General features: G+C 58.3%; 14 protein-coding genes. 9 read left to right on the plus strand and 5 right to left on the minus strand.

Going from position 1 to position 19,739, the window contains the following annotated elements:
• The first annotated feature begins 158 nt into the window (after positions 1–158).
• A complete protein-coding gene (locus ACYQ6M_RS11635; RefSeq protein WP_460073912.1) occupies positions 159–1,655 on the plus strand; it encodes a phage tail sheath family protein in 1,497 nt (498 codons plus the stop codon).
• Between the two features lie 86 nt (positions 1,656–1,741).
• On the opposite strand, the gene purN is transcribed toward ACYQ6M_RS11635, so the two are convergent.
• The gene (gene purN, locus ACYQ6M_RS11640) at positions 1,742–2,389 is read right to left on the minus strand and encodes a phosphoribosylglycinamide formyltransferase (RefSeq protein ID WP_460073914.1); all 648 of its coding nucleotides are present in this window, start codon (positions 2,387–2,389) and stop codon (positions 1,742–1,744) included.
• Positions 2,386–3,462, minus strand: coding sequence for a phosphoribosylformylglycinamidine cyclo-ligase (gene purM / locus ACYQ6M_RS11645; protein ID WP_055653699.1), 1,077 nt, complete (start codon positions 3,460–3,462; stop codon positions 2,386–2,388). The genes purN and purM overlap by 4 nt, the downstream gene beginning before the upstream one ends.
• Positions 3,463–3,890: 428 nt before the next feature.
• Between purM and ACYQ6M_RS11650 the strand changes: the two genes are divergently transcribed.
• From ACYQ6M_RS11650 to ACYQ6M_RS11665, 4 genes are all read left to right on the plus strand, one after another.
• On the plus strand, positions 3,891–4,988 hold the full coding sequence (locus tag ACYQ6M_RS11650) for an AI-2E family transporter (protein WP_077290082.1): 1,098 nt from the start codon (positions 3,891–3,893) through the stop codon (positions 4,986–4,988).
• 3 nt (positions 4,989–4,991) lie between these two features.
• The gene (locus ACYQ6M_RS11655) at positions 4,992–5,672 is read left to right on the plus strand and encodes a P-loop NTPase family protein (RefSeq protein ID WP_055653703.1); all 681 of its coding nucleotides are present in this window, start codon (positions 4,992–4,994) and stop codon (positions 5,670–5,672) included.
• A 133-nt stretch (positions 5,673–5,805) separates the two neighbouring features.
• On the plus strand, positions 5,806–8,028 hold the full coding sequence (locus ACYQ6M_RS11660; protein WP_031270745.1) for an RNA degradosome polyphosphate kinase: 2,223 nt from the start codon (positions 5,806–5,808) through the stop codon (positions 8,026–8,028).
• 1 nt (position 8,029) lies between these two features.
• Complete coding sequence (locus ACYQ6M_RS11665; RefSeq protein WP_228868619.1) at positions 8,030–9,550, plus strand: Ppx/GppA phosphatase family protein; 1,521 nt, start codon at positions 8,030–8,032, stop codon at positions 9,548–9,550.
• 47 nt (positions 9,551–9,597) lie between these two features.
• Here the strand turns inward: ACYQ6M_RS11665 and rnd are convergent, their stop codons facing one another.
• Positions 9,598–10,782 carry a ribonuclease D gene (gene rnd / locus ACYQ6M_RS11670; protein WP_023004024.1) on the minus strand — a complete coding sequence of 395 codons (1,185 nt, stop codon included), beginning with the start codon at positions 10,780–10,782 and terminating at the stop codon, positions 9,598–9,600.
• 146 nt (positions 10,783–10,928) lie between these two features.
• Between rnd and ACYQ6M_RS11675 the strand changes: the two genes are divergently transcribed.
• From ACYQ6M_RS11675 to ACYQ6M_RS11685, 3 genes are all read left to right on the plus strand, one after another.
• Positions 10,929–11,555 carry a ParA family protein gene (locus ACYQ6M_RS11675; protein ID WP_031270746.1) on the plus strand — a complete coding sequence of 209 codons (627 nt, stop codon included), beginning with the start codon at positions 10,929–10,931 and terminating at the stop codon, positions 11,553–11,555.
• Between the two features lie 163 nt (positions 11,556–11,718).
• Positions 11,719–13,500, plus strand: coding sequence for an aspartate--tRNA ligase (gene aspS, locus ACYQ6M_RS11680; RefSeq protein ID WP_023004026.1), 1,782 nt, complete (start codon positions 11,719–11,721; stop codon positions 13,498–13,500).
• A gap of 120 nt (positions 13,501–13,620) precedes the next feature.
• On the plus strand, positions 13,621–15,408 hold the full coding sequence (locus ACYQ6M_RS11685; protein WP_460073920.1) for an ABC transporter ATP-binding protein: 1,788 nt from the start codon (positions 13,621–13,623) through the stop codon (positions 15,406–15,408).
• A 72-nt stretch (positions 15,409–15,480) separates the two neighbouring features.
• Here ACYQ6M_RS11685 and ACYQ6M_RS11690 read toward each other — a convergent pair whose 3' ends face one another.
• Positions 15,481–16,656: a hypothetical protein gene (locus ACYQ6M_RS11690; protein WP_460073923.1), complete on the minus strand. Its 1,176-nt coding sequence runs from the start codon at positions 16,654–16,656 to the stop codon at positions 15,481–15,483.
• A gap of 177 nt (positions 16,657–16,833) precedes the next feature.
• On the minus strand, positions 16,834–17,733 hold the full coding sequence (locus tag ACYQ6M_RS11695; RefSeq protein ID WP_023004029.1) for a sugar kinase: 900 nt from the start codon (positions 17,731–17,733) through the stop codon (positions 16,834–16,836).
• Between the two features lie 77 nt (positions 17,734–17,810).
• Between ACYQ6M_RS11695 and ACYQ6M_RS11700 the strand changes: the two genes are divergently transcribed.
• A complete protein-coding gene (locus ACYQ6M_RS11700; protein ID WP_023004030.1) occupies positions 17,811–19,538 on the plus strand; it encodes an EAL domain-containing protein in 1,728 nt (575 codons plus the stop codon).
• The last annotated feature ends 201 nt before the right edge of the window (positions 19,539–19,739 follow it).

Consider the following 19,739-nt stretch of genomic DNA (forward strand, 5'->3'; position numbering starts at 1 on the left):
TTTGCGATCCTTGAGCGTCAGATTGAAGCGAAGGGTGCTTCATGGAGCATCTGCAACTTGAGGCAGAAAGTCCTTTGCTCGCCGGCACGACTGTGGGAGCTTGAACCTGTCAGGCTTATCAAGCTTCTGCCGGATGACGCGCTACGAGGAAGAGAGCAATGAAGAAGTATGAGGCCCCGGGTGTTTATGTCACCGAGCTGAACTCCTTCCCAAACACGGTCGTGCAGGTCCCGACGAGCGTTGCGGTCTTTGTCGGCTACACAGAAACAGCAATTGTGGATGGCAAGGATGTGACCGGCGTTCCGGTGCGGATCTCCTCGATGTCGGAATTCGAGGCCCGTTTCGGCGTGGGGCCCATGTTTCGTTTCGACTTCAGCCTGCAGGATGGCAAGCCGGCTCTGGACCTGGATGAAGCAAGCCGCTTCAATTTGCATGCGGCCATGGGACTCTTCTTCGAAAATGGAGGACGTGGTTGCTGGATCTTGTCGGTTGGATGTTACGGCGCGGGAAAGCCCGATCTCATCAAGTCCGTTGAGGATTTCGGTGAACCTGTCTGGCGAGAGCTCGCCAAGCTGCAGGAACCGTCGGTCATCGTGATACCCGACGCGGTGTTGTTGTCGTCAGAAGATTACAAGACCGTCAGCAATAGATGCCTTGCCCATTGTACAGATTTGCAAAACCGTTTCGCCATTGTCGACGTGTTCGATGGGGAAAGGGAGCGAACTTTGGACGAGAATGACGTGATCTCGGGAAAAAGCGGCCTGCGAACCTTGCTCGCAGCGGAAGATATGAGCTTTGCTGCTGCCTATTATCCCTGGTTGAATACGTCTCACTTCGGTGCGGGATCGATAACCTTTGAAAATGTTTCGGCTGGTACGCGCAAGGCCTTCTTCGAACATGTTGGCCAGGAGACTGCCATTCAGGCCAATGAGGCCCGGAAAGCCGCTTTCGATAAGGCGGTGAAATCATTTGAAGACGACGACATCTCCGAAGAGGAGAAATGCACTACTCACAAGATCATGCGGGGTCTTTCAAAGCGCTACAACGAGCTTCTCTCGCAAGCTGTAAAAGCAGTAAGTGTCATGCCTCCGTCAGGCGCGTTGGCAGGTGCATATGCAGCGACAGACGCCCAGGATGGCGTCTGGAAAGCGCCGGCAAATCTCAGCCTTAATTCAGTCGTGTCGCCTTGCGTATCTATTTCCGATGCTGAGCAGGAAGACCTGAACACTCCGTTGGACGGAAAAGCCGTGAACGCGATCCGGTCGTTTCCCGAGCGAGGTAATGTGGTTTGGGGAGCACGCACGCTGGACGGTAACAGCTCGGAATGGCGCTATGTGAATATCCGCCGAACCGCGATCATGCTGGAACAATCGATCAAGGCGGCGCTGGATCCTTTTGCCTTTGCGCCAAACACCGCTCCGACCTGGCTTATGGTGAAATCGGTGATCGAAAATTTCCTGAACGGGCTATGGAAACAAGGGGCTCTCGTGGGCGCTTCGTCAGAAGATGCCTACGGTGTCGAAGTCGGCCTTGGGACGACGATGACGGGCGCCGACGTTCAGGCCGGTTGCATGAATGTCGTGGTGAAGGTTTCGCTCTTGCGGCCGGCGGAATTCATTGTCCTGTCGTTCCAACAGAAGGTTCGGAAAGGCTAGCCAGAGGAGGCCGATCCGTTAAGCGCGTCAGGATCGATCTGAGAAATCTGCGATCGTATTGCTGCAAGCGGGGAAAGCCGTCCGGCCTACGGCCAGATGAGCGTTTCCGTCTCGTTGCTGTCGCCGCTGCCGGTTACCCGTGCTCCCGACACCTTGGCCTTACCGCTGGCGACCATGGAAAGTGCCTTGGGGTAGATCTGGTGTTCAACGTCCAGCACACGGGCAGCCAACGTGTCAGGGGTGTCACTATCAAGAACCGGTACGGCTCCCTGCATGATGATCGGACCATCGTCCATTTCAGCAGACACATAATGCACGGTGGCACCATGCAACTTGACACCTTCCTGCAAGGCCCGCTCATGTGTGGCAAGGCCTTTGAAAGAGGGCAGGAGAGCCGGATGGATGTTGATCATCCTGCCCGCCCAGGCATTGACCAGATAGGGCGTCAGAATACGCATGAAACCGGCAAGGGCGACCAGGTCGATCTTGTGGTCCTTCAAAACGGCATCTACCGATTTTTCGAACGCTTCCCGATCACCTGCATGGTCCTTGTGGTCGACAACTGCCGTTGCAATGCCCAGCTCAGCGGCCCGTTCCAACCCCTTGGCGTCAGGCCGGTTGGACAGGACAAGCGTGATTTCGGCGGGATAGTCGGGAGACATTGCCGCGGAAATCAGCGCGCCCATGTTGGAGCCGCGTCCTGAGATCAGGATGGCAGTCTTCTTGCGGCTCATGCGCCAAGGTCCAGGCTGCCGTCAAACAGCACCGGTGCAGCGCCTTCAGCTTCGATGACGCCGATCTTGCTGACCGTTTCACCGGCATTGCGCAGGACGTCGGCAACCGCATCGGCCTGGTCCGCAGACACGACAATCACCATCCCGGTGCCGCAGTTGAACGTACGCAGCATTTCCTTCTCGGCAACGCCGCCCGATTTCGCGAGCCAGCCGAACACCGGCGGAACGCTGATCTGGCCAAGGTCGATGCGAGCGGAGCAATTCTTCGGCAGAACACGCGGCAGGTTTTCCGGCAGGCCGCCACCGGTGATGTGGGCAAGGGCCTTGATGCCGGAAGTTTCCTTCAGTGCGGCCAGCAGCGGTTTGACGTAGATCCTGGTCGGTTCCATCAGGGCTTCGCCCAGTGTCTTGCCGGCTGCAAACGGTGCCGCATCCGACCAGTTCATGCCGGACAGTTCGATGATCTTGCGCACCATGGAATAGCCGTTGGAATGAACGCCGGAGGAGGCCAGGGCAAGCAGTACGTCGCCAGCGGCAACGTCCGGGCGCGGCAGGATCCCGCCGCGCTCAACGGCACCGACGGAGAAGCCTGCCAGATCGTAGTCGCCTTCCACATACATACCCGGCATTTCGGCCGTTTCACCGCCGATCAGCGCGGCGCCTGCCATCTTGCAGCCGTCCGCAATGCCGGCAACCACATCCGTTGCAGTGGTCACATCCAGCGCGCCGGTCGCGAAATAGTCGAGGAAGAACAGCGGTTCAGCGCCCTGGACCACCAGATCGTTGACACACATCGCAACAAGGTCGATGCCGACAGTGCGGTGCTGGCCGGTTTCAATCGCAATCTTCAACTTGGTACCGACGCCGTCATTGGCGGCAACAAGGATCGGATCCTGAAACCCAGCGCCCTTGAGGTCAAAAAGACCACCGAAACCGCCGATATCGCTGTCGGCCCCGGGGCGGGAAGTTGCCTTGACCAGCGGCTTGATGCGGTTCACCAGTTCGTTTCCGGCGTCGATATCGACACCAGCATCGGCATAGGTCAGGCCGTTGGGACCAGAGGATTCGCTCATGGGGCACTCCGAGACTGCGTGCGGTTGGCTGTGCCAGTGCGGATTACAGTCTGCCGCCAAGGAACACAAGAGGCGAGCGGTTCTGCGCAGGGCTTAAGAACAGATGGCAGGCCAACTTCCGCATTTTTCTTCAAAACCAGGCAGATTTGAATGGCTCAAAGTGTATTGCCGGCGAAAAAAGAGGTCATGGAGCATCTGGGTCAACCTTCAGCGCAAGGGTGCTGCAGACAGCCTGTTGCCGGAAATCGGTCTTGCTGGCCTGTTTGAAAACGTGGTCATAGGCTTTGCCTCATGAGGCAGAAGTGGCTCCTTGATGGACCAATGCCGCGAAAAGCCGACTTCTTCTGGACTTGACCGGAGGCGGGGTTTAATTCCATGTCCGGAAGAAAGCCATTCCTACGCACCGGCACAACCGAGGAGCGCCATACATGACCCTTCGCCGTCAGGTCCAGTTCTGGCTGATTTCCCTCGTTGTTCTTTGCCTGTTTCTGTATGTCTTCTCCAGCGTGCTTCTCCCTTTCGTTGCCGGCATGGCGGTGGCCTATCTGCTGGATCCGGTTTGCGACCGGCTGGAAAAGCTGGGCATGGGGCGGATGTGGGCGACGCTGACAATCCTGTTCGCCTTCGTCCTCATCCTCGTGATGTTCTTCATCCTGCTTCTGCCACTGTTGGGCAATCAGCTTGCCCTTTTCCTGGAAAAGTTCCCGGAGCTGATCCGCAAGCTGCAGGCATTGCTGTCGGATAACTTTCCGGCCGATCTGGCGTCCGTTGCGGGCATCAATGCGGAAGACCTCCAGTCCTCCATGTCCAATCTCATAGGGCAAGGGGCTTCTTTCGTCGGCAAGCTGGCCCAGTCGCTCTGGAGCGGCGGTCAGGCGTTGCTGTCGATCCTGTCGCTCTTCGTCATTACGCCGGTTGTTGCATTCTATCTTTTGCTCGACTGGGACCGCATGGTCGCGCGTATCGACAGCTGGCTGCCGCGTGATCATCTGGCAGAAATCCGCGGCCTTGCAAAGGAAATGGATCAGGCTGTTGCCGGTTTCGTGCGCGGGCAGGTGTCGGTCTGTCTTATCTTGGGATCGTTTTACGCTGTTTCTCTGGCGCTGATCGGGCTGAACTTCGGTCTCCTGATCGGAATGGTGGCTGGTCTCGTCAGTTTCATTCCCTTCGTTGGTGCCGGGTTGGGGCTTGTCCTGTCCATCGGTGTTGCGCTTGTCCAATTCTGGCCGGAATGGCCCTGGATTATCGCAGTTGCCGCGATCTTTGGCGTCGGTCAGTTTCTGGAGGGCAATATCCTGCAGCCCAAACTTGTTGGCGAAAGCACGGGCCTGCATCCTGTTACGCTTATGTTTGCCTTGTTTGCCTTTGGATATCTCTTTGGATTTGTGGGGATGCTGATCGCGGTTCCCGCCGCCGCGATGATCGGCGTGCTTGCACGCTTTGCCCTGAAGCAGTATCTCGCAAGCCCGGTCTATCAGGGAACCGATCATCCCGTATCGGGGCAAGAAGAACAGGTATCAGAGTAGAAAATGGTGGAAACACCGCGCCAGTTGCCTTTGGAATTGCCGCATGAAGCGGCCTTGAGCCGTGACGACTATCTGGTTGGAGGCTCCAACCGGGCTGCGTTCGAATTGCTGGAACGCTGGCCGGATTGGCCTTCTCCGGTCGTTGTCCTTGCAGGCCCCGTCGGCGCGGGAAAAACCCATCTTGTCCAGGCCTTTCAGGATGAGACCGGCGCTGCCGTTCTGGCTGCTTCCAAGCTCGATCCGCAGTCCGTGGAAACCCTCGTTGCCGCACCAGCTGCCGTGATCGAGGATGCGCACCTGGGCATCGATAACACGGCCCTGTTCCACCTTCTCAACGCAGCACGTCAGGCGGGCAAGACAGTGCTCATCACCAGCCGCACTTGGCCTGCCAGCTGGAAAATTTCCCTTCCCGATCTGCAGTCCCGCCTGCGCGCAGCCACTCCTGTCGAAATTCTGGAGCCGGACGATGATCTCCTTCGCCGTGTTCTGGTGAAGTTGTTTGCCGACCGGCAGATTGCGGTCGATCAAGGTGTCGTCGACTATCTTGTGGTGCGAATGGAACGTTCGCTCGAAGTCGCCATGCGCGCCGTCGAGGCGATCGATCAGGAGGCTCTTGCCGGGCGGGTCAAGATCACGAAACCACTTGCCGGGCGGGTCTTGGAAAATGTGCATAAAGGCCAATAATCGCCGATGCTGCCACAGGACTGTCATTTGCCCGCTCAGAAGTTCATGTTAGTCACGGCGGCGTTGAGGCAGAATGGGCGTGCCCGGTTTTGCCGGATTGAAGCGGAAGCTGCGCGGAACAAGGGATGATGCCATGAACGAAGCCCCTGATCTTTCGGACATTCTGCCTGCCTCCACCGTTGCTTCCGATGCAAAGGGAACCGTGCCGGAACTGACACCGGAAGGTGAGCTGGCTACATCTCCGGCCAGGTTCATGAACCGGGAGCTGTCCTGGCTCCAGTTCAATCTCCGGGTTCTGGAAGAAGCCATGAACCCGAACCATCCGCTGCTTGAGCGCGTTCGGTTCCTGTCGATCTCCGCCAACAATCTCGACGAATTTTTCATGGTGCGTGTGGCCGGCCTGCGTGGCCAGCAACGGGCCGACGTTACCAATCTGTCCGACGACGGCCTGACGCCGACCGAACAGCTTCAGAAGATCAGCGAAGCAGTGCGTGATCTCCAGGCGTCCCAGCAGAAGATCTGGGTAGAGCTGCGCCGGGAGATTGCCGACAAGGGGATCGAGATCCCGCAGGGCGACACGCTCGACCAGGCGGACAAGGCCTGGCTGCAAGACTATTTCCTTGCTTATGTCTTCCCGGTTCTGACGCCGCTTGCCATCGACCCGGCGCATCCGTTCCCGTTCATTCCGAACCTTGGCTTTTCCATCGTCTTTGAACTGGCGCCAACTTCCGGTGGGCGCGGCATGATTGCTCTGCTCAGAATTCCGAGCCAGGTTGATCGCTTCGTTCAATTGCCAAACGGCGAAGATGGCGCTGCCCGGTTCATCGCAATCGAGAAAGTCGTCAGCCTCTTCATCGGGCGCTTGTTTCCAGGCTACGAGATCCGGGGCAAGGGGGCGTTCCGCGTCATTCGTGACAGCGATCTTGAAATCGAAGAAGAAGCGGAAGACCTCGTTCGTCTGTTCGAAAGCGCCTTGCGCCGCCGCCGCCGGGGCTCGGTGATCCGTCTGGAAATCCAGGAAACCACACCACCGGCGCTGCGTGAGTTCGTGGGGGAGGCGCTGCATGTCGGGCAAAGCGAGATCTTCCTTGCAAACGGCTTGCTTGCGCTCAACAACCTGTCCCAGATTGTTGACCTCGAGCGGCCTGACCTGAAGTTCCAGCCCTATACCGCCCGCTTTCCGGAGCGCATTCGCGAACATGGCGGTGACTGTCTGGCGGCGATCCACCAGAAGGACATCATCGTCCACCACCCGTATGAATCCTTCGACGTGGTGGTTCAGTATCTGCGGCAGGCCGCGCGTGATCCGGATGTCGTGGCGATCAAGCAGACGCTCTATCGTACCTCCAACGACAGCCCCATCGTGAAGGCTTTGGCTGAGGCGGCCGAAGCCGGCAAATCCGTTACCGCACTGGTGGAGCTCAAGGCCAGGTTCGACGAGGAAGCGAATATCAAGTGGGCGCGCGATCTGGAGCGGGCAGGGGTGCAGGTTGTCTTCGGCTTCATCGAGCTGAAAACGCACTCCAAGCTCTCCATGGTCATCAAGCGCGAGCACGGTCAGCTCAAGACCTATTGCCACATCGGGACAGGAAACTATCACCCGATCACAGCGCGGATTTATGAGGATCTTTCCTTCTTCACTGATGATCCCGGCATTGCCGAGGATGCGGCCCGGGTGTTCAACTTCATCACCGGTTACGCTCAACCGGCGGAACTGAACAACCTCATGGTGTCTCCGGTCAACCTGCGTCAGCGCATGCTGGAAATGACCGAGAACGAGATCGAGCACGCCCGCGCAGGCCGCCCCGCGCAGATCTGGTGGAAGATGAATTCCCTCGTGGATCCGGCGATCATCGATGCCCTTTATCGCGCAAGCCAGGCAGGTGTTCAGATCGATCTGATCATTCGCGGAATTTGCTGTCTGCGTCCGGGCATTCCGGGTCTGTCCGACAACATTCGGGTGAAATCCATTGTCGGACGTTTCCTGGAGCATTCTCGCATCTACTGCTTTGGCAACGGCCAGGGACTGCCGTCTCCCGAGGCTCACGTCTATATCGGTTCAGCTGATCTGATGCCGCGTAACATCGACCGGCGGGTCGAGGTCCTGGCACCGCTCAAGACACCCACCGTGCACGAACAGGTTCTGGACCAGATCATGGTGGCCAACCTGAAGGACAACCAGCAAAGCTGGCGCATTCTGTCGGACGGCAGCCATGAACGCATCGTTCCGAACGCCAATGAGGAACCCTTCAATGCACATCAGTATTTCATGACGAACCCCTCGCTTTCCGGCAGAGGCAAATCATTGAAGAGCGATCGGCCGAGGCCGTTCCTGGAACGGCAAAAACGAGGTTAGCATGACTGCTGAGTTTCATCCGGCACGTGGCCGGCTCAACGGGTCCGGACCTGTCGCAGTCGTGGACATCGGCTCCAACTCCGTGCGCCTCGTGATTTACGAACGCAAGGCCCGCACGCCGACCATGCTGTTCAACGAAAAGCTGCTGGCAGGGCTTGGCAAGGGCATTGCCGCGACCGGCCGTCTGGCCGACGATTCCGTCAGTCTGGCGCTCGGTGAACTGACCCGCTTCAAGACCCTGATCAAGCATACCGGATGCCAGGACATCTACATCGTGGCGACGGCTGCGGCGCGCGATGCGGAAAACGGGCCTGATTTCGTGCGTGAGGTCGAACGGTTTCTGGAGGCTCCTGTTCGCATCCTCGATGGCAATGAAGAGGCCTATTATTCGGCTCTTGGTGTGATTGCCGGGTTCTGGCAGCCGCGCGGCATTGTCGGCGACATGGGTGGCGGCAGTCTGGAGCTGGTGGAAATTGCCGACAACAAGCCCGGCACGGGAGCGACGTTCCCCCTTGGCGGGCTGCGGCTTTCGGAAGAGGCCGAAGGCAAGATCGCCAAGGCGCAGAAGATTACCGAAGCGGCTCTCAAGGACTTTCAGTGGCCTGACCTGGCTCCCGGTGAACGGACATTCTATGCCGTTGGCGGCACGTGGCGGTCGCTGGGCCGTCTGCATCTGATGCAGAACAATTATCCGCTGCACGTGATGCACAATTATGAAATCAGTGCGGAAGAGGCGATTGCCTTCTGCAAGCGTATCGCCATTCCCAACCTTGAAGGGGTGGAACTGGCGGAGATCGTTTCCAAACAGCGCCGTCCTCTGGTGCCGATCGGTGCAGTCGTGCTGGAACAGGTACTGACGTCGATGAAGGCGGAGCGCCTGGTCTTTTCCGCAACCGGTGTTCGTGAAGGCCTGCTCCATGAAAAGCTGCCTTCGGAAATGCAGGCTCATGACCCGGTGATTGAAGCTGCGCGCGAGCTGTGCACGCTGCGTGCGCGCTCACCTGCGCACGCGGAAGAGCTGATTGTCTGGACGGACAAGCTGTTCAAGGAGCTTGGCATCGAGGAAACCGCCAACGAGACACGGCTTCGCCACGCGGCTTGTCTTCTCTCTGACATCGGCTGGCGCGCCCATCCCGATTATCGCGGCGAGCAGAGCCTCAATATCATTTCGAACGCATCTTTCGTCGGGCTGGATCATGCCAGTCGCGCTTATCTTGCTGCAGCCGTTTTCTATCGCCACCAGGGTCTGCGCGAGGGCGATCTTTCGCCGGTCATCCGGGAGCTGTTTACGGACCGTCTGCGCATACGCGCCAAGGTTCTTGGCGCTACCATGCGGGTGGCTTCTCTTTTGAGTGCTTCCATTGCCGGCATGTTGCCGAAGGTCGGCATCACCAAATCGGAAACAGGGTTGTCGCTGGATCTCGGCAAGGACCTTGCCGATCTCGACGGTGAACGCCTGCGCAAGCGTGCGAACCAGCTCAGCAAGGTCATCGATATCGATGTTGCTGTAAACGCCGGCTGATTTCTGGGGTGCTTCGAAACTGAGACTGAGAAGGCAGGCGGCAGAGTTTACTCTGCCGCTTCCGATTCAACGTTCGCCTGCCGCGGTTGATCAATTGCGACGATCTGACGATCCTGGAAGGCGAGGGCGACTTCGCCGCGCTTCAGCTTGAGCGCGGTTTCGCCGAAAAGCTCGCGCCGCCAGCCCTTCATGGCTGCCACATCGGCAGCATCATCCGCGGCAATCTTTTCTAGATCATCCACCGTGGCTATGACCTTGGCAGCAACGCCATGTGCTTCGCTGACAAGTTTCAGAAGAACCTTCAAGAGATCGACAGCGGCCGCTGAACCGTCCGGTGCCTGTCGACCTTTCGGCAGTTTCGGCATTTCGTTCTTGGGAAGCGAAACGGCCCGTCTGACGGCTTTCAGGATCTCGTCTGCGGACTTTGAACGCTCGAAGCCGCGCGGAATGGTCCTGAGGCGCGCGAGCGATTCTGCGTCCTGGGGCTGCTGAGCTGCGAGCTCGTAGATGGCATCGTCCTTGATGACGCGGCTGCGCGGAACGTCGCGTGATTGCGCTTCCCGTTCGCGCCAGGCTGCAACTTCCATCATCACGGCCAGTTCAACCGGCTTGCGCACTCGAAGCTTCAGCCGTTTCCAGGCCTGTTCGGGATCCGTACGGTAGGTGTTGATGGATGTCAGCACCTGCATTTCGTCCTGAACCCAGTGGCTGCGGTCCTGTTCGGCGAGATTCGCTTTCAGGAACTGATAGGCGTCGCGCAGATGCGTGACGTCCGCCAGCGCATAATCCAGTTGCTTTGCCGTCAGCGGCCTGCGGGCCCAGTCGGTGAAGCGGGACGACTTGTCGATCCGGGCACCGGTCACCTTGTAGACAAGCTGGTCGTAGGAAATGGAATCACCAAAGCCGCAAACCATGGCCGCGACTTGAGTGTCGAACAGCGGGGCCGGGATAAGTTCTCCCAGATGATAGATGATTTCGATGTCCTGGCGGGCAGCGTGAAAAACTTTTGTCACATTGCCGTCGCGCATAAGCTCGAAAAAGGGCTCAAGGTCCAGCCCTTCGGACAGGGCATCGACGATGAAGGCCATGTCAGGCCCTGCCATCTGGATGACGCAGAGCTTGGGCCAAAAGGTTGTCTCACGGAGAAACTCCGTGTCGACAGTCACGTAATCATGAGCGGCAAGACGCTGGCACGCAGCGGCGAGATCTTTTGTTTTTGTAATCACATGCATGGTGACGGACAGCTATACCCGAGTTCTGCCGCTTTGTCGCCACGAAATGGTAATTTTCGCGCTTGAAGCTCTTGAAAAGGCGCATTTTGTGCGCCTATGTTGAAGCTTAAGCGAGCGTCCGCAAAAGAACACACAGGGGAGTGGAAATGCGCAAGATACTGGTGGTGAATTCAAAGGGCGGTTGCGGCAAGACGACCCTCGCCACGAATCTTGCCGTTGCGCTCGCCGCCCGTGGCGAAGATGTTGCACTTGCCGATGCGGACCGGCAGAAGTCGAGCCTTTCCTGGGTCAAGCGCCGCCCAAAGGGCCTGGCGCAGATCGAAGGTCTCAACTGGAGCAAGGAGGAGGCTATCGGTGACAAGGACAAGCATCTGGACGCCATTGTCATCGACGGACCCGGCGGGCTTCGATCGGAGCTGGCCAAGAACCTGATTGCGGAGTCGTCCGATATCATCGTTCCGGTGCTTGCATCCGCCTTCGACTGGGACGCCACCTTGAAGTTTCTCGACGGCATTTCCGATATCAAGCGCGTGCGCAAGGGCAAGGCCGATATTCACGTGGTTGCAAACCGGATCGATCGCCGGTCAAACCAGGTTGCCGATCTGGAGCAGTTGCTCGCCAAGAAGGGCTATCCGCTGCTTGCCCGGATTTCTGATCGGGTGATATATGCCCGCCATGCCGCAGCCGGGTCTGGCGTATTCGACTATTCCGATGCCAGTTCTCACGAGATCCGCGGCCAGTGGCATCCACTGTTGCAAGCAGTCGACGCCTGAGAGAAATTCCCGAACCGTTTCGCGTTCAAAAGGGGAGAGGCAAGCCTACCGCAAGCCTTTCCCTTGACTTTCGTCCCGCAACATGGATTGTGCAGCCGGACTCGGCCTGCCTCCAGCGGGCCGTAACGATTTTCTATGCCAAGAAAAATGTCGAGGAATTAGAATGCACCCCTACCGTAGTCACACATGCGGTGACCTCCGTCTGTCCGACGAAGGCCAGACTATCCGTCTTTCCGGCTGGGTCCACAGGGTCCGCGATCATGGCGGGGTGCTGTTCATCGATCTGCGCGATCACTACGGTGTCACCCAGTGCGTGGTCGACCCCGACTCTGCGGCCTTCAAACTGGCCGAAACCGTGCGTTCCGAATGGTGTATCCGCATCGACGGCAACGTGAAGAAGCGTACTGACGAAACCATCAACGCCGAACTTCCGACCGGTGACATTGAAGTCTTCATCCGCGAGATGGAAATCCTGGGTGCGGCGAAGGAACTGCCGCTGCCGGTCTTCGGTGATCTGGACTATCCGGAAGAAGTTCGTCTGAAGTACCGTTTCCTGGATCTGCGCCGCGAGAAGCTGCACCAGAACATGATCCTGCGCTCCAATGTGGTGCGCGATCTGCGTGACCGCATGTGGAACATCGGCTTCAACGAATTCCAGACGCCGATCATCACGGCATCTTCCCCTGAGGGCGCGCGTGACTTCCTGGTTCCGTCTCGTCTGCACCCCGGCAAGTTCTACGCCCTGCCGCAGGCACCGCAGCAGTTCAAGCAGCTGCTGATGGTCTCCGGCTTCGACAAGTACTTCCAGATCGCGCCGTGTTTCCGCGATGAAGACCCGCGTGCCGATCGTTCACCGACCGACTTCTACCAGCTCGACATGGAAATGTCCTTCGTCACCCAGCAGGACGTGTTCGATACCATCGAGCCGGTGATTGCAGGCTGCTTCGAGCGTTTCGGCAACGGCCGTCCGGTCAACCGCGACTGGCCGCAGATTTCCTACAAGGATTCAGCGCTCTGGTACGGCACCGACAAGCCGGACCTCAGAAACCCGATCAAGATGGAAATCGTCTCCGAGCATTTTGCAGGATCCGGTTTTGCAATCTTTGCCAAGCTGCTGGAGCAGCCGGGCACCGAGATCCGCGCTATCCCGGCACCGAAGGGTGGAAGCCGCAAGTTCTGCGACCGCATGAACAAGTTCGCCCAGGAGCAGGGCCTGCCGGGCATGGGCTACATCTTCTGGCGCAAGGCTGAAGACGGTTCCATGGAAGCTGCCGGTCCGCTGGCCAAGAACATTGGTCCGGAACGCACTGAAGCGATCCGCACCCAGCTGGGTCTCGACGTCGGTGATGCGGCCTTCTTCCTCGGCGGCAAGCCGAAGCAGTTCGAGCCGGTCGCAGGCAAGGCCCGTGTCATCATCGGCGAAGAGCTCGGCCATACCGACAAGGACCGGTTCGAATTTGCCTGGATCGTGGATTTCCCGATCTACGAGCGCGACGAGGAAACCGGCGAGATCGATTTCGAACACAACCCGTTCTCCATGCCTCAGGGCGGAATGGAAGCTTTGGAAGGCGATCCTCTGGAAGTTCGCGGTTATCAGTACGATCTGGCCTGCAACGGTCACGAACTGGTTTCCGGCGCGATCCGGAACCACAAGCCGGAGATCATGTACAAGGCTTTCGAAATTGCCGGCTATCCGGCTGAGGAAGTCGACAAGCGCTTCGGCGGCATGGTCAATGCATTCCAGTATGGCGCTCCTCCGCACGGCGGCTGCGCGGCCGGCATCGACCGCATGGTCATGCTGATGGCTGATGAAGCCAACATCCGTGAAGTCATGCTCTTCCCGATGAACCAGAAGGCGGAAGACCTGATGATGGGCGCACCGAGCGAAGCGACATCGGCTCAGCTTCGCGATCTGCATTTGCGTCTGAACTTGCCGGACGCCTGATAACAACCTACTTGCGGGTAACCGTTAAATAGGGATAACCCTCTGCAACAGAGGCTTGAGGCCGGCCTAGCCGGCCTCAGTCATGCTAAGCTTAGCGAGTTTTTGGAAAGGCGGCTTACAGTGCTCAACCCTGCAAAATGGGAGATCTGGAACGATCCGGATGGCACGGTCCAAGTCATCAAGCGCCTGTTGAGCGAAAATCTCCGGGCCTACATACCACGCTACATGGTGGCCTTCGTTTTCATGGGCATGGTAGCGGCGACGACCGCCGCAAGTGCCTGGATCATGAAGGATGTCATCAACGAGGTGTTCATCAGCCGCGACAAGGCGATGATCTATGTCATCGCCGGAGCGGTCATCTGCATCTTCACCCTCAAGGGCGCCTCGACTTACGGTCAGATGGTCGTTCTCTCAAGGGTAGGCAACGCGATTGTTGCCGACCTTCAGAACCGCTTGTTCAAGCGGCTCACCATGCAGGACCAGGCCTACTACGACCGGATGTCCCTGCCGGAACTGGGCATTCGCGTGAACACGGGTGCCGGCAGTGCCCGTTCGGTCATCGACATGATCGTGCTCAGCCTTGGCCGGGATATTCTGACTCTGATCGGTCTCGTCGGCGTGATGATTGTCCAGGATCCCCTGATGAGCCTGCTCGCACTGGTGATCATGCCGCCGATCGTCGTCGGTGTCAGTTTTCTGGTCAAGCGGGTGAAGACCTACGCCAAGCGGCAGGTGGTTTCGAACGCCAAGATCGGCTCGACCCTGCAGGAAACCGTGCTGGGTATTCGCATCGTCAAGGCTTTCCGAATGGAGCAGACGATGCAGCAGCGGATGGCGACATCCGTCTCTGAAGTCGAGCGCCAGTCCAACAAGATTGCGGCGCTAACGGCGCGGACATCCCCGCTGATGGAATCCCTCGGTGGGTTCGCGATCGCACTGGTTATCTTCTACGGTGGATATTCGGTGGTGGAACTGGGCAAGGATCCCGGCGCGTTCTTCGCATTCATCACTGCCCTGTTGCTTGCGTATGATCCGGCGCGCCGTCTGGCCCGCCTGAATGTCAATCTCAGCAAGGCGCTGGTCGGGGTTCGTCTGATGTACGAATTGATCGACGAGCAGCCGGATCTGGAGCAGGTCGAAAATGCACCGAACCTCAAGGTTGATAGCGGGCAGATCGAACTGAAGGACGTCAAGTTCTCCTATGGCGAAGGTGCTGCCCTGAACGGGCTGACCTTGACTGCTGAGGGCGGCAAGACAACGGCACTGGTTGGTGCATCCGGCGCCGGGAAATCAACGGTCTTTGCCTTGATCGAGCGTTTCTACGATCCGCAGCAAGGTACGATCTCCGTTGACGGTCAGCCGATCAAATCGGTGACGATGGGTTCCCTGCGCCGTAACATTGCCTACGTCAGTCAGGACTCCTACCTCTTCAACATCAGCATCCGCGACAACATCGCAATCGGCAGGCCCGATGCGACGCAGGAAGAGATCGAGGCGGCGGCAAAGGCGGCAAACGCCCATGACTTCATCCTCGAATTGCCTGAAGGCTACAACACGTTGGCAGGCGACGGTGGCGGCCGGTTGTCCGGCGGTCAGCGTCAGCGGGTTGCCATCGCGCGCGCCATGCTGCTTGATGCGCCGATCCTGTTGCTGGACGAGGCGACCTCCGCTCTCGACGCTGAATCCGAGGCCAAGATCCAATCCGCGCTCGAAACACTGATGGAAGGCCGCACGACGCTTGTGATCGCCCACCGGCTCAGCACGGTTCGCCACGCGCACAAGATACTCGTTCTGGACAGGGGGCGCGTCCTTGAAAGCGGCACGCATGACGAATTGTTCGAGCACGACGGTATATATCGGCGCCTGTGCGAACTGCAGTTCCAGAGCCGGAACGAAGCAGCCGAGTAAACTTGCATTTTTGAACGCATAAACAAGAAAAGCCCGGACAAGGTCCGGGCTTATTGCTGTTTGAAGGCAGAGTTACTGGTTGGCGGTAATGCCGACCGAAAGGATCTGCGGGATCATCTGGGGCGCGAACATCGCCGTTCCCATGATCTGGGACAGGGGAACCGGTGCACCAGGTGCCGCCGTCAGTTCCAGCGAACCTGGGGTGTTCAGGAACTGGGTCACAGCCTGAGCGACCTTGCCTTCCAGTTCCTTGTTCTGCAGCATGCCAAGCATCATCGGCAGCGTGCCGGTGAGGCCAGCTACATAGGTTGGCGTGTCAACACCGGCCTTTTTCGATTCCTGATCTAGAACGCGTCCGGTCAAAGAGGCGTCGTCCAGCCGGATCTTGGCATTTTCGATGGTCACGTTCTGTAGTAGTGCCATCGCTTCTTCCGGCTTCTCCGACTTTTCGTTGAGCTGGGTGACCACTTCCCGGGTAACACCGCCCATGGAGAAGGAAAGCGACAGGCTGGCGGCTTCCTTGGCATCGATCTTGAGTTCCGGCACCACAAGCGTGGCTGCTTCCGGATCCCATTTGCCTGACCCGGCAACATCAACAGTCAGGGTTTCATAACCGAGATCCGTGAGGGACTTGGTTTCCTTCGATTCCAGTTCCTTCACATCAATCGTGGCGCCGGTCACGGCGAAACTGCCCGCCGTCGGAAGATCGCCGTCCATGGCATCGATCGAAGAGGAGATTTTGGTGATGTCGGCAATCTGGTTGTCTTCATCGCGGATCTGGATGCTGTTGGCTTCAAACGTCTTGTAGCCGGGCCCGACCGACGGCGTATCGGACGCAGCTTCTTCCGGCGTGGGCAAGAGAAGTTCCGTAACCTTGAGGTCTGCCAGCGACATGCCGCCGTCCTCCGCCGTGAGCTGAAGGTTGCTCATGTCGAGACTTGCCAGTTTGAGCCGGCCGTCAGCCTGGATTTCACCGCCTGTCAGGACGGTGGAAGCGATGGTGACGCTCGCGCCTTCCTCGTCTTCCTTGCTGATGACGATGTCGCTGAGCGTGACGGCGCCACCTGCTTCGTCAACCGAACCATAGCTCTCGACGGTGCCTTTTTCAGCGTCCAGCAGCGACAGGAACGCATCGGCAATCTCGTTCCCGGACGGATCGAAGGCAAGAGCCGGAGAGGCTTGTAGAGCGAGCAGACTGACAGCGGCTGTCAGACCGGCTGCGATCCGGGGCGAACGGGAAAACATCATTGAAAATCTCCACGAAATAGAGGTGATCCCACTCTGGGGTAAGTTCCACAGTGTGGCAAGGCGAAAGCCGGTTGAAGCAATAGCCGGGCTTATTCGAACAAAATATGTCCTGCGTCACACTTTCCCCGGTTGAAACGCAAAGGCCTTGTAGCCAGTGCTTTACCGGGGCTGATTGTGTCAGGCAGCTGCCTTTTCAAGGAAGGTGCTGTTGGCGCGTTCGATGTCTTCCAGTGTCGGCAGGCTGGCTTCGTTGCCCAGGTGCTGGATCGCATGGGTCGAGGCACCACGCGCAAAGCGGAAGTGTTGATCCCAGCTTCTTTCCGGCCATTGCAGATAGGACGCAACATAGGCGCCGTGAAACACATCGCCGGCCCCATTGGAATCGACCACTTTCGACAAAGGTACATTCAGGGCCGGCATAACCTTGTCCGGACCGCCAGCTTCGTACCAGACCATGCCTTCGTCGCCGAGCGTGACAGCACCGACGGGACAGTTCTTGGTACGTAAATACGCCAGGGTCTCGCCGGTCGACATGCCAAGCTGCTGGCAGAACCGTTCAGAAACGACCGCAATGTCGATCTGGTTCAAAAGCTCGTCCGTGTTCTCGCGAACCGCACCTCCGTCGAGAGACGTCAGAATACCGAGGTTCTTGCATGTGGTCGCATAGTGGAGGGCTGCATCCGGCATGTGGCCATCCAGATGCAATGCCTTCATGCCGGTAAGCGTGAGGGGAGGGAAAGGATGCAGGAATTCGTTGTCGCGGCAGCGCACGATGGCACGCTTGCCTCCCTTCGGCATGATGAAGGAGAGCGAACTCTCGCGCACCTTGCGCCCGTGAATGGAAATGCCGTAGGCCGCGGCCATGTCCAGGAACATCCGCGCCAGCCAGTCATCCGCCTGCGAACACAACAGTTCTGGCTTGCCACCCAGTTTGGCGCAGCAGAACGCCGCTGTAACGGCATTGCCGCCGAAACTGATTGCGTAATCCCGGGCAATCGTCTTTTCGTCGCCCGTCGGCAGTTGGTCGGTCAAAAACGTAACGTCGATATAGGCTTGTCCAATAAACAATGCCTGCATGTAACCCTCCCGAAGTCCGGCTTTTTCTCGTCTGTCCTGCAGCTAACACGGCAATGAGGCAGGTCGCTTTGATCTGAATGAAACTGCTGAATCTTCAGTCCTTGTTTACCCAGATCAGCCATGGTCAGAAAGAGTTTATTCACGAACAGGCCTGCGACTTGTCTTTCCGCTATGTTGGTTTTGTAAAAACGGTGCTGATCGCCCTTGCGCTGGCGACTGCTCCGCTTTTTGCGATCAACGTCATCCTCAACCAATATGCGGAACGCCGCGCCGTCGTCGAAATGGAAGCCATGGGAAATGTGGCCATCCATCGTGCCGAAGAGGCCATTTCCACGACCGTCTCCCTGCTGCAGCGACTGGACCGTGACGACGTGCAAACCTGTAGCGCCGAAGATCGGGGTATCTACGAAAAACAGATCGTCGAGCACGGCATGATCGACGCCATCGGGCTGGCGGACGCGGCCGGTCAACGCATGTGCATCATTCCGGATCGAGATCTGGCCGGGAAGGTCGTTCTTCCTCCGATGCGCGAAGACGGCCCGCTGGTCGGTATCGGCATGCTGGACCGCAACTATCTGGGGGCTCGCGCGGCGGTAATCAGCTGGGATCTCAAGGACCAGACCCGTCTGTTCGCCGAAGTGACGCCCGCCGTCATTGCCATCGATCCCGGTCCGGAATATCTGCGCTCCTATCGCAGAGCCGAACTGCGCCTCGGCAACAATCTGCTCTGGTACAGTATCGGCGGTTATAACTCCGAGGCGACCGATCCTTCGCAAATCCTGTCTGTCGAGGTCTCCTCGCAGCTTTATCCGCTGGTCGCGACGATCACCGCACCGATTTCGGCCGCCGGCAATGTCGTGCAGGATCTGAAGGTTGTTGCGGCCGCCGCCTGTGCCGGCATTGCACTTCTGTTCGTTGCCATCGGCGTCTGGTTGTCCTGGCGTCCGGAGCGGGAGGCCGACGACGAATTCATCGCCGCGATCCGCAATGGTGAGTTCATCCCCTACTATCAGCCTGTCATGGACATCGAGAGTGGCCGGTTGCGCGGCTGCGAGATCCTGATGCGCTGGCGCCGTCCAAACGGCATGATCGTTTCGCCGGGCCAGTTCATGGCTTATGCCGAAAACAACGGCCATATCTTCGATATGACCCGCCACATGATGCGCGTGTCGTCGGAGGAAATCGGCGACCTTTATGGCGACAACCCGGACCTGAAGCTGTCGATCAACCTTTTCGCGGGGCACTTCCTGGATCGCGAAATCATTTCTGACATCCGTTCGATCTTCGAAAAGTCCCGGATTTCCTTCCAGCAGATCGTCGTGGAAGTGACCGAACGCCATCCGCTGGAAGATATGGAACTTGCCCGCAAGATCATCGCGGAACTGCAGGCCCTGGGTGTGCGTGTGGCGCTGGACGACGTTGGCACCGGCCACGGCGGCATGGCTTACCTGCAGAAGCTGGGCGTCGACATCATCAAGATCGACAAGATGTTCATCGATACCATCGGGTCGGACGACAACTCGACGACCATCGTCGATTCCATGGTCGAACTGGCCGACAATCTGGGCATGGGAATCATTGCCGAAGGTGTCGAGATGGAAGAGCAGATCGACCGATTGCTTGAGCTTGGCGTTACCGCTGCCCAGGGGTACTTCTTCGCAGCCCCTATGCCGGCCGATGAATTCATCGCCTTTGCAGAACGTACCGATGAAGAAGCCAATGAGCGTTCGCGGCTTGCGGCGGAAGCTGCCGCCGCAGAACAGGCGGCAAACGAAGCTGCTATGCGCAAGAACGCTGCGGCCTGATCCGGGCTCCCGGCTGGCTCCTGTTTTTGACCTGGATCGATCTCGAAAAAATCAGGTTCTGTCGGTTGGCACAGGCTCTTGCCCGTGCCAGTCTTTGCGGTGTCCGGCTACCCTGACACGCTTCGAGTGTGTGCTGGATGAAAAAGCTGGCGAACTTATGCCAGTGTACCCTCTTGTCTGTACCGGCTGGACGGTATAAAT

Source organism: Roseibium sp. ROS1 (genome assembly GCF_054658215.1).

Bases quoted from the DNA above. Each gene is read 5' to 3' on its own strand.
- ACYQ6M_RS11700 (WP_023004030.1), top strand. From the start codon at position 17,811: ATGAAACTGCTGAATCTTCAGTCCTTGTTTACCCAGATCAGCCATGGT.
- ACYQ6M_RS11660 (WP_031270745.1), top strand. From the start codon at position 5,806: ATGAACGAAGCCCCTGATCTTTCGGACATTCTGCCTGCCTCCACCGTT.
- ACYQ6M_RS11650 (WP_077290082.1), top strand. From the start codon at position 3,891: ATGACCCTTCGCCGTCAGGTCCAGTTCTGGCTGATTTCCCTCGTTGTT.
- ACYQ6M_RS11655 (WP_055653703.1), top strand. From the start codon at position 4,992: ATGGTGGAAACACCGCGCCAGTTGCCTTTGGAATTGCCGCATGAAGCG.
- ACYQ6M_RS11675 (WP_031270746.1), top strand. From the start codon at position 10,929: ATGCGCAAGATACTGGTGGTGAATTCAAAGGGCGGTTGCGGCAAGACG.
- ACYQ6M_RS11665 (WP_228868619.1), top strand. From the start codon at position 8,030: ATGACTGCTGAGTTTCATCCGGCACGTGGCCGGCTCAACGGGTCCGGA.
- ACYQ6M_RS11690 (WP_460073923.1), bottom strand. From the start codon at position 16,656: ATGATGTTTTCCCGTTCGCCCCGGATCGCAGCCGGTCTGACAGCCGCT.
- purN (WP_460073914.1), bottom strand. From the start codon at position 2,389: ATGAGCCGCAAGAAGACTGCCATCCTGATCTCAGGACGCGGCTCCAAC.
- ACYQ6M_RS11635 (WP_460073912.1), top strand. From the start codon at position 159: ATGAAGAAGTATGAGGCCCCGGGTGTTTATGTCACCGAGCTGAACTCC.
- aspS (WP_023004026.1), top strand. From the start codon at position 11,719: ATGCACCCCTACCGTAGTCACACATGCGGTGACCTCCGTCTGTCCGAC.
- rnd (WP_023004024.1), bottom strand. From the start codon at position 10,782: ATGCATGTGATTACAAAAACAAAAGATCTCGCCGCTGCGTGCCAGCGT.
- purM (WP_055653699.1), bottom strand. From the start codon at position 3,462: ATGAGCGAATCCTCTGGTCCCAACGGCCTGACCTATGCCGATGCTGGT.
- ACYQ6M_RS11695 (WP_023004029.1), bottom strand. From the start codon at position 17,733: ATGCAGGCATTGTTTATTGGACAAGCCTATATCGACGTTACGTTTTTG.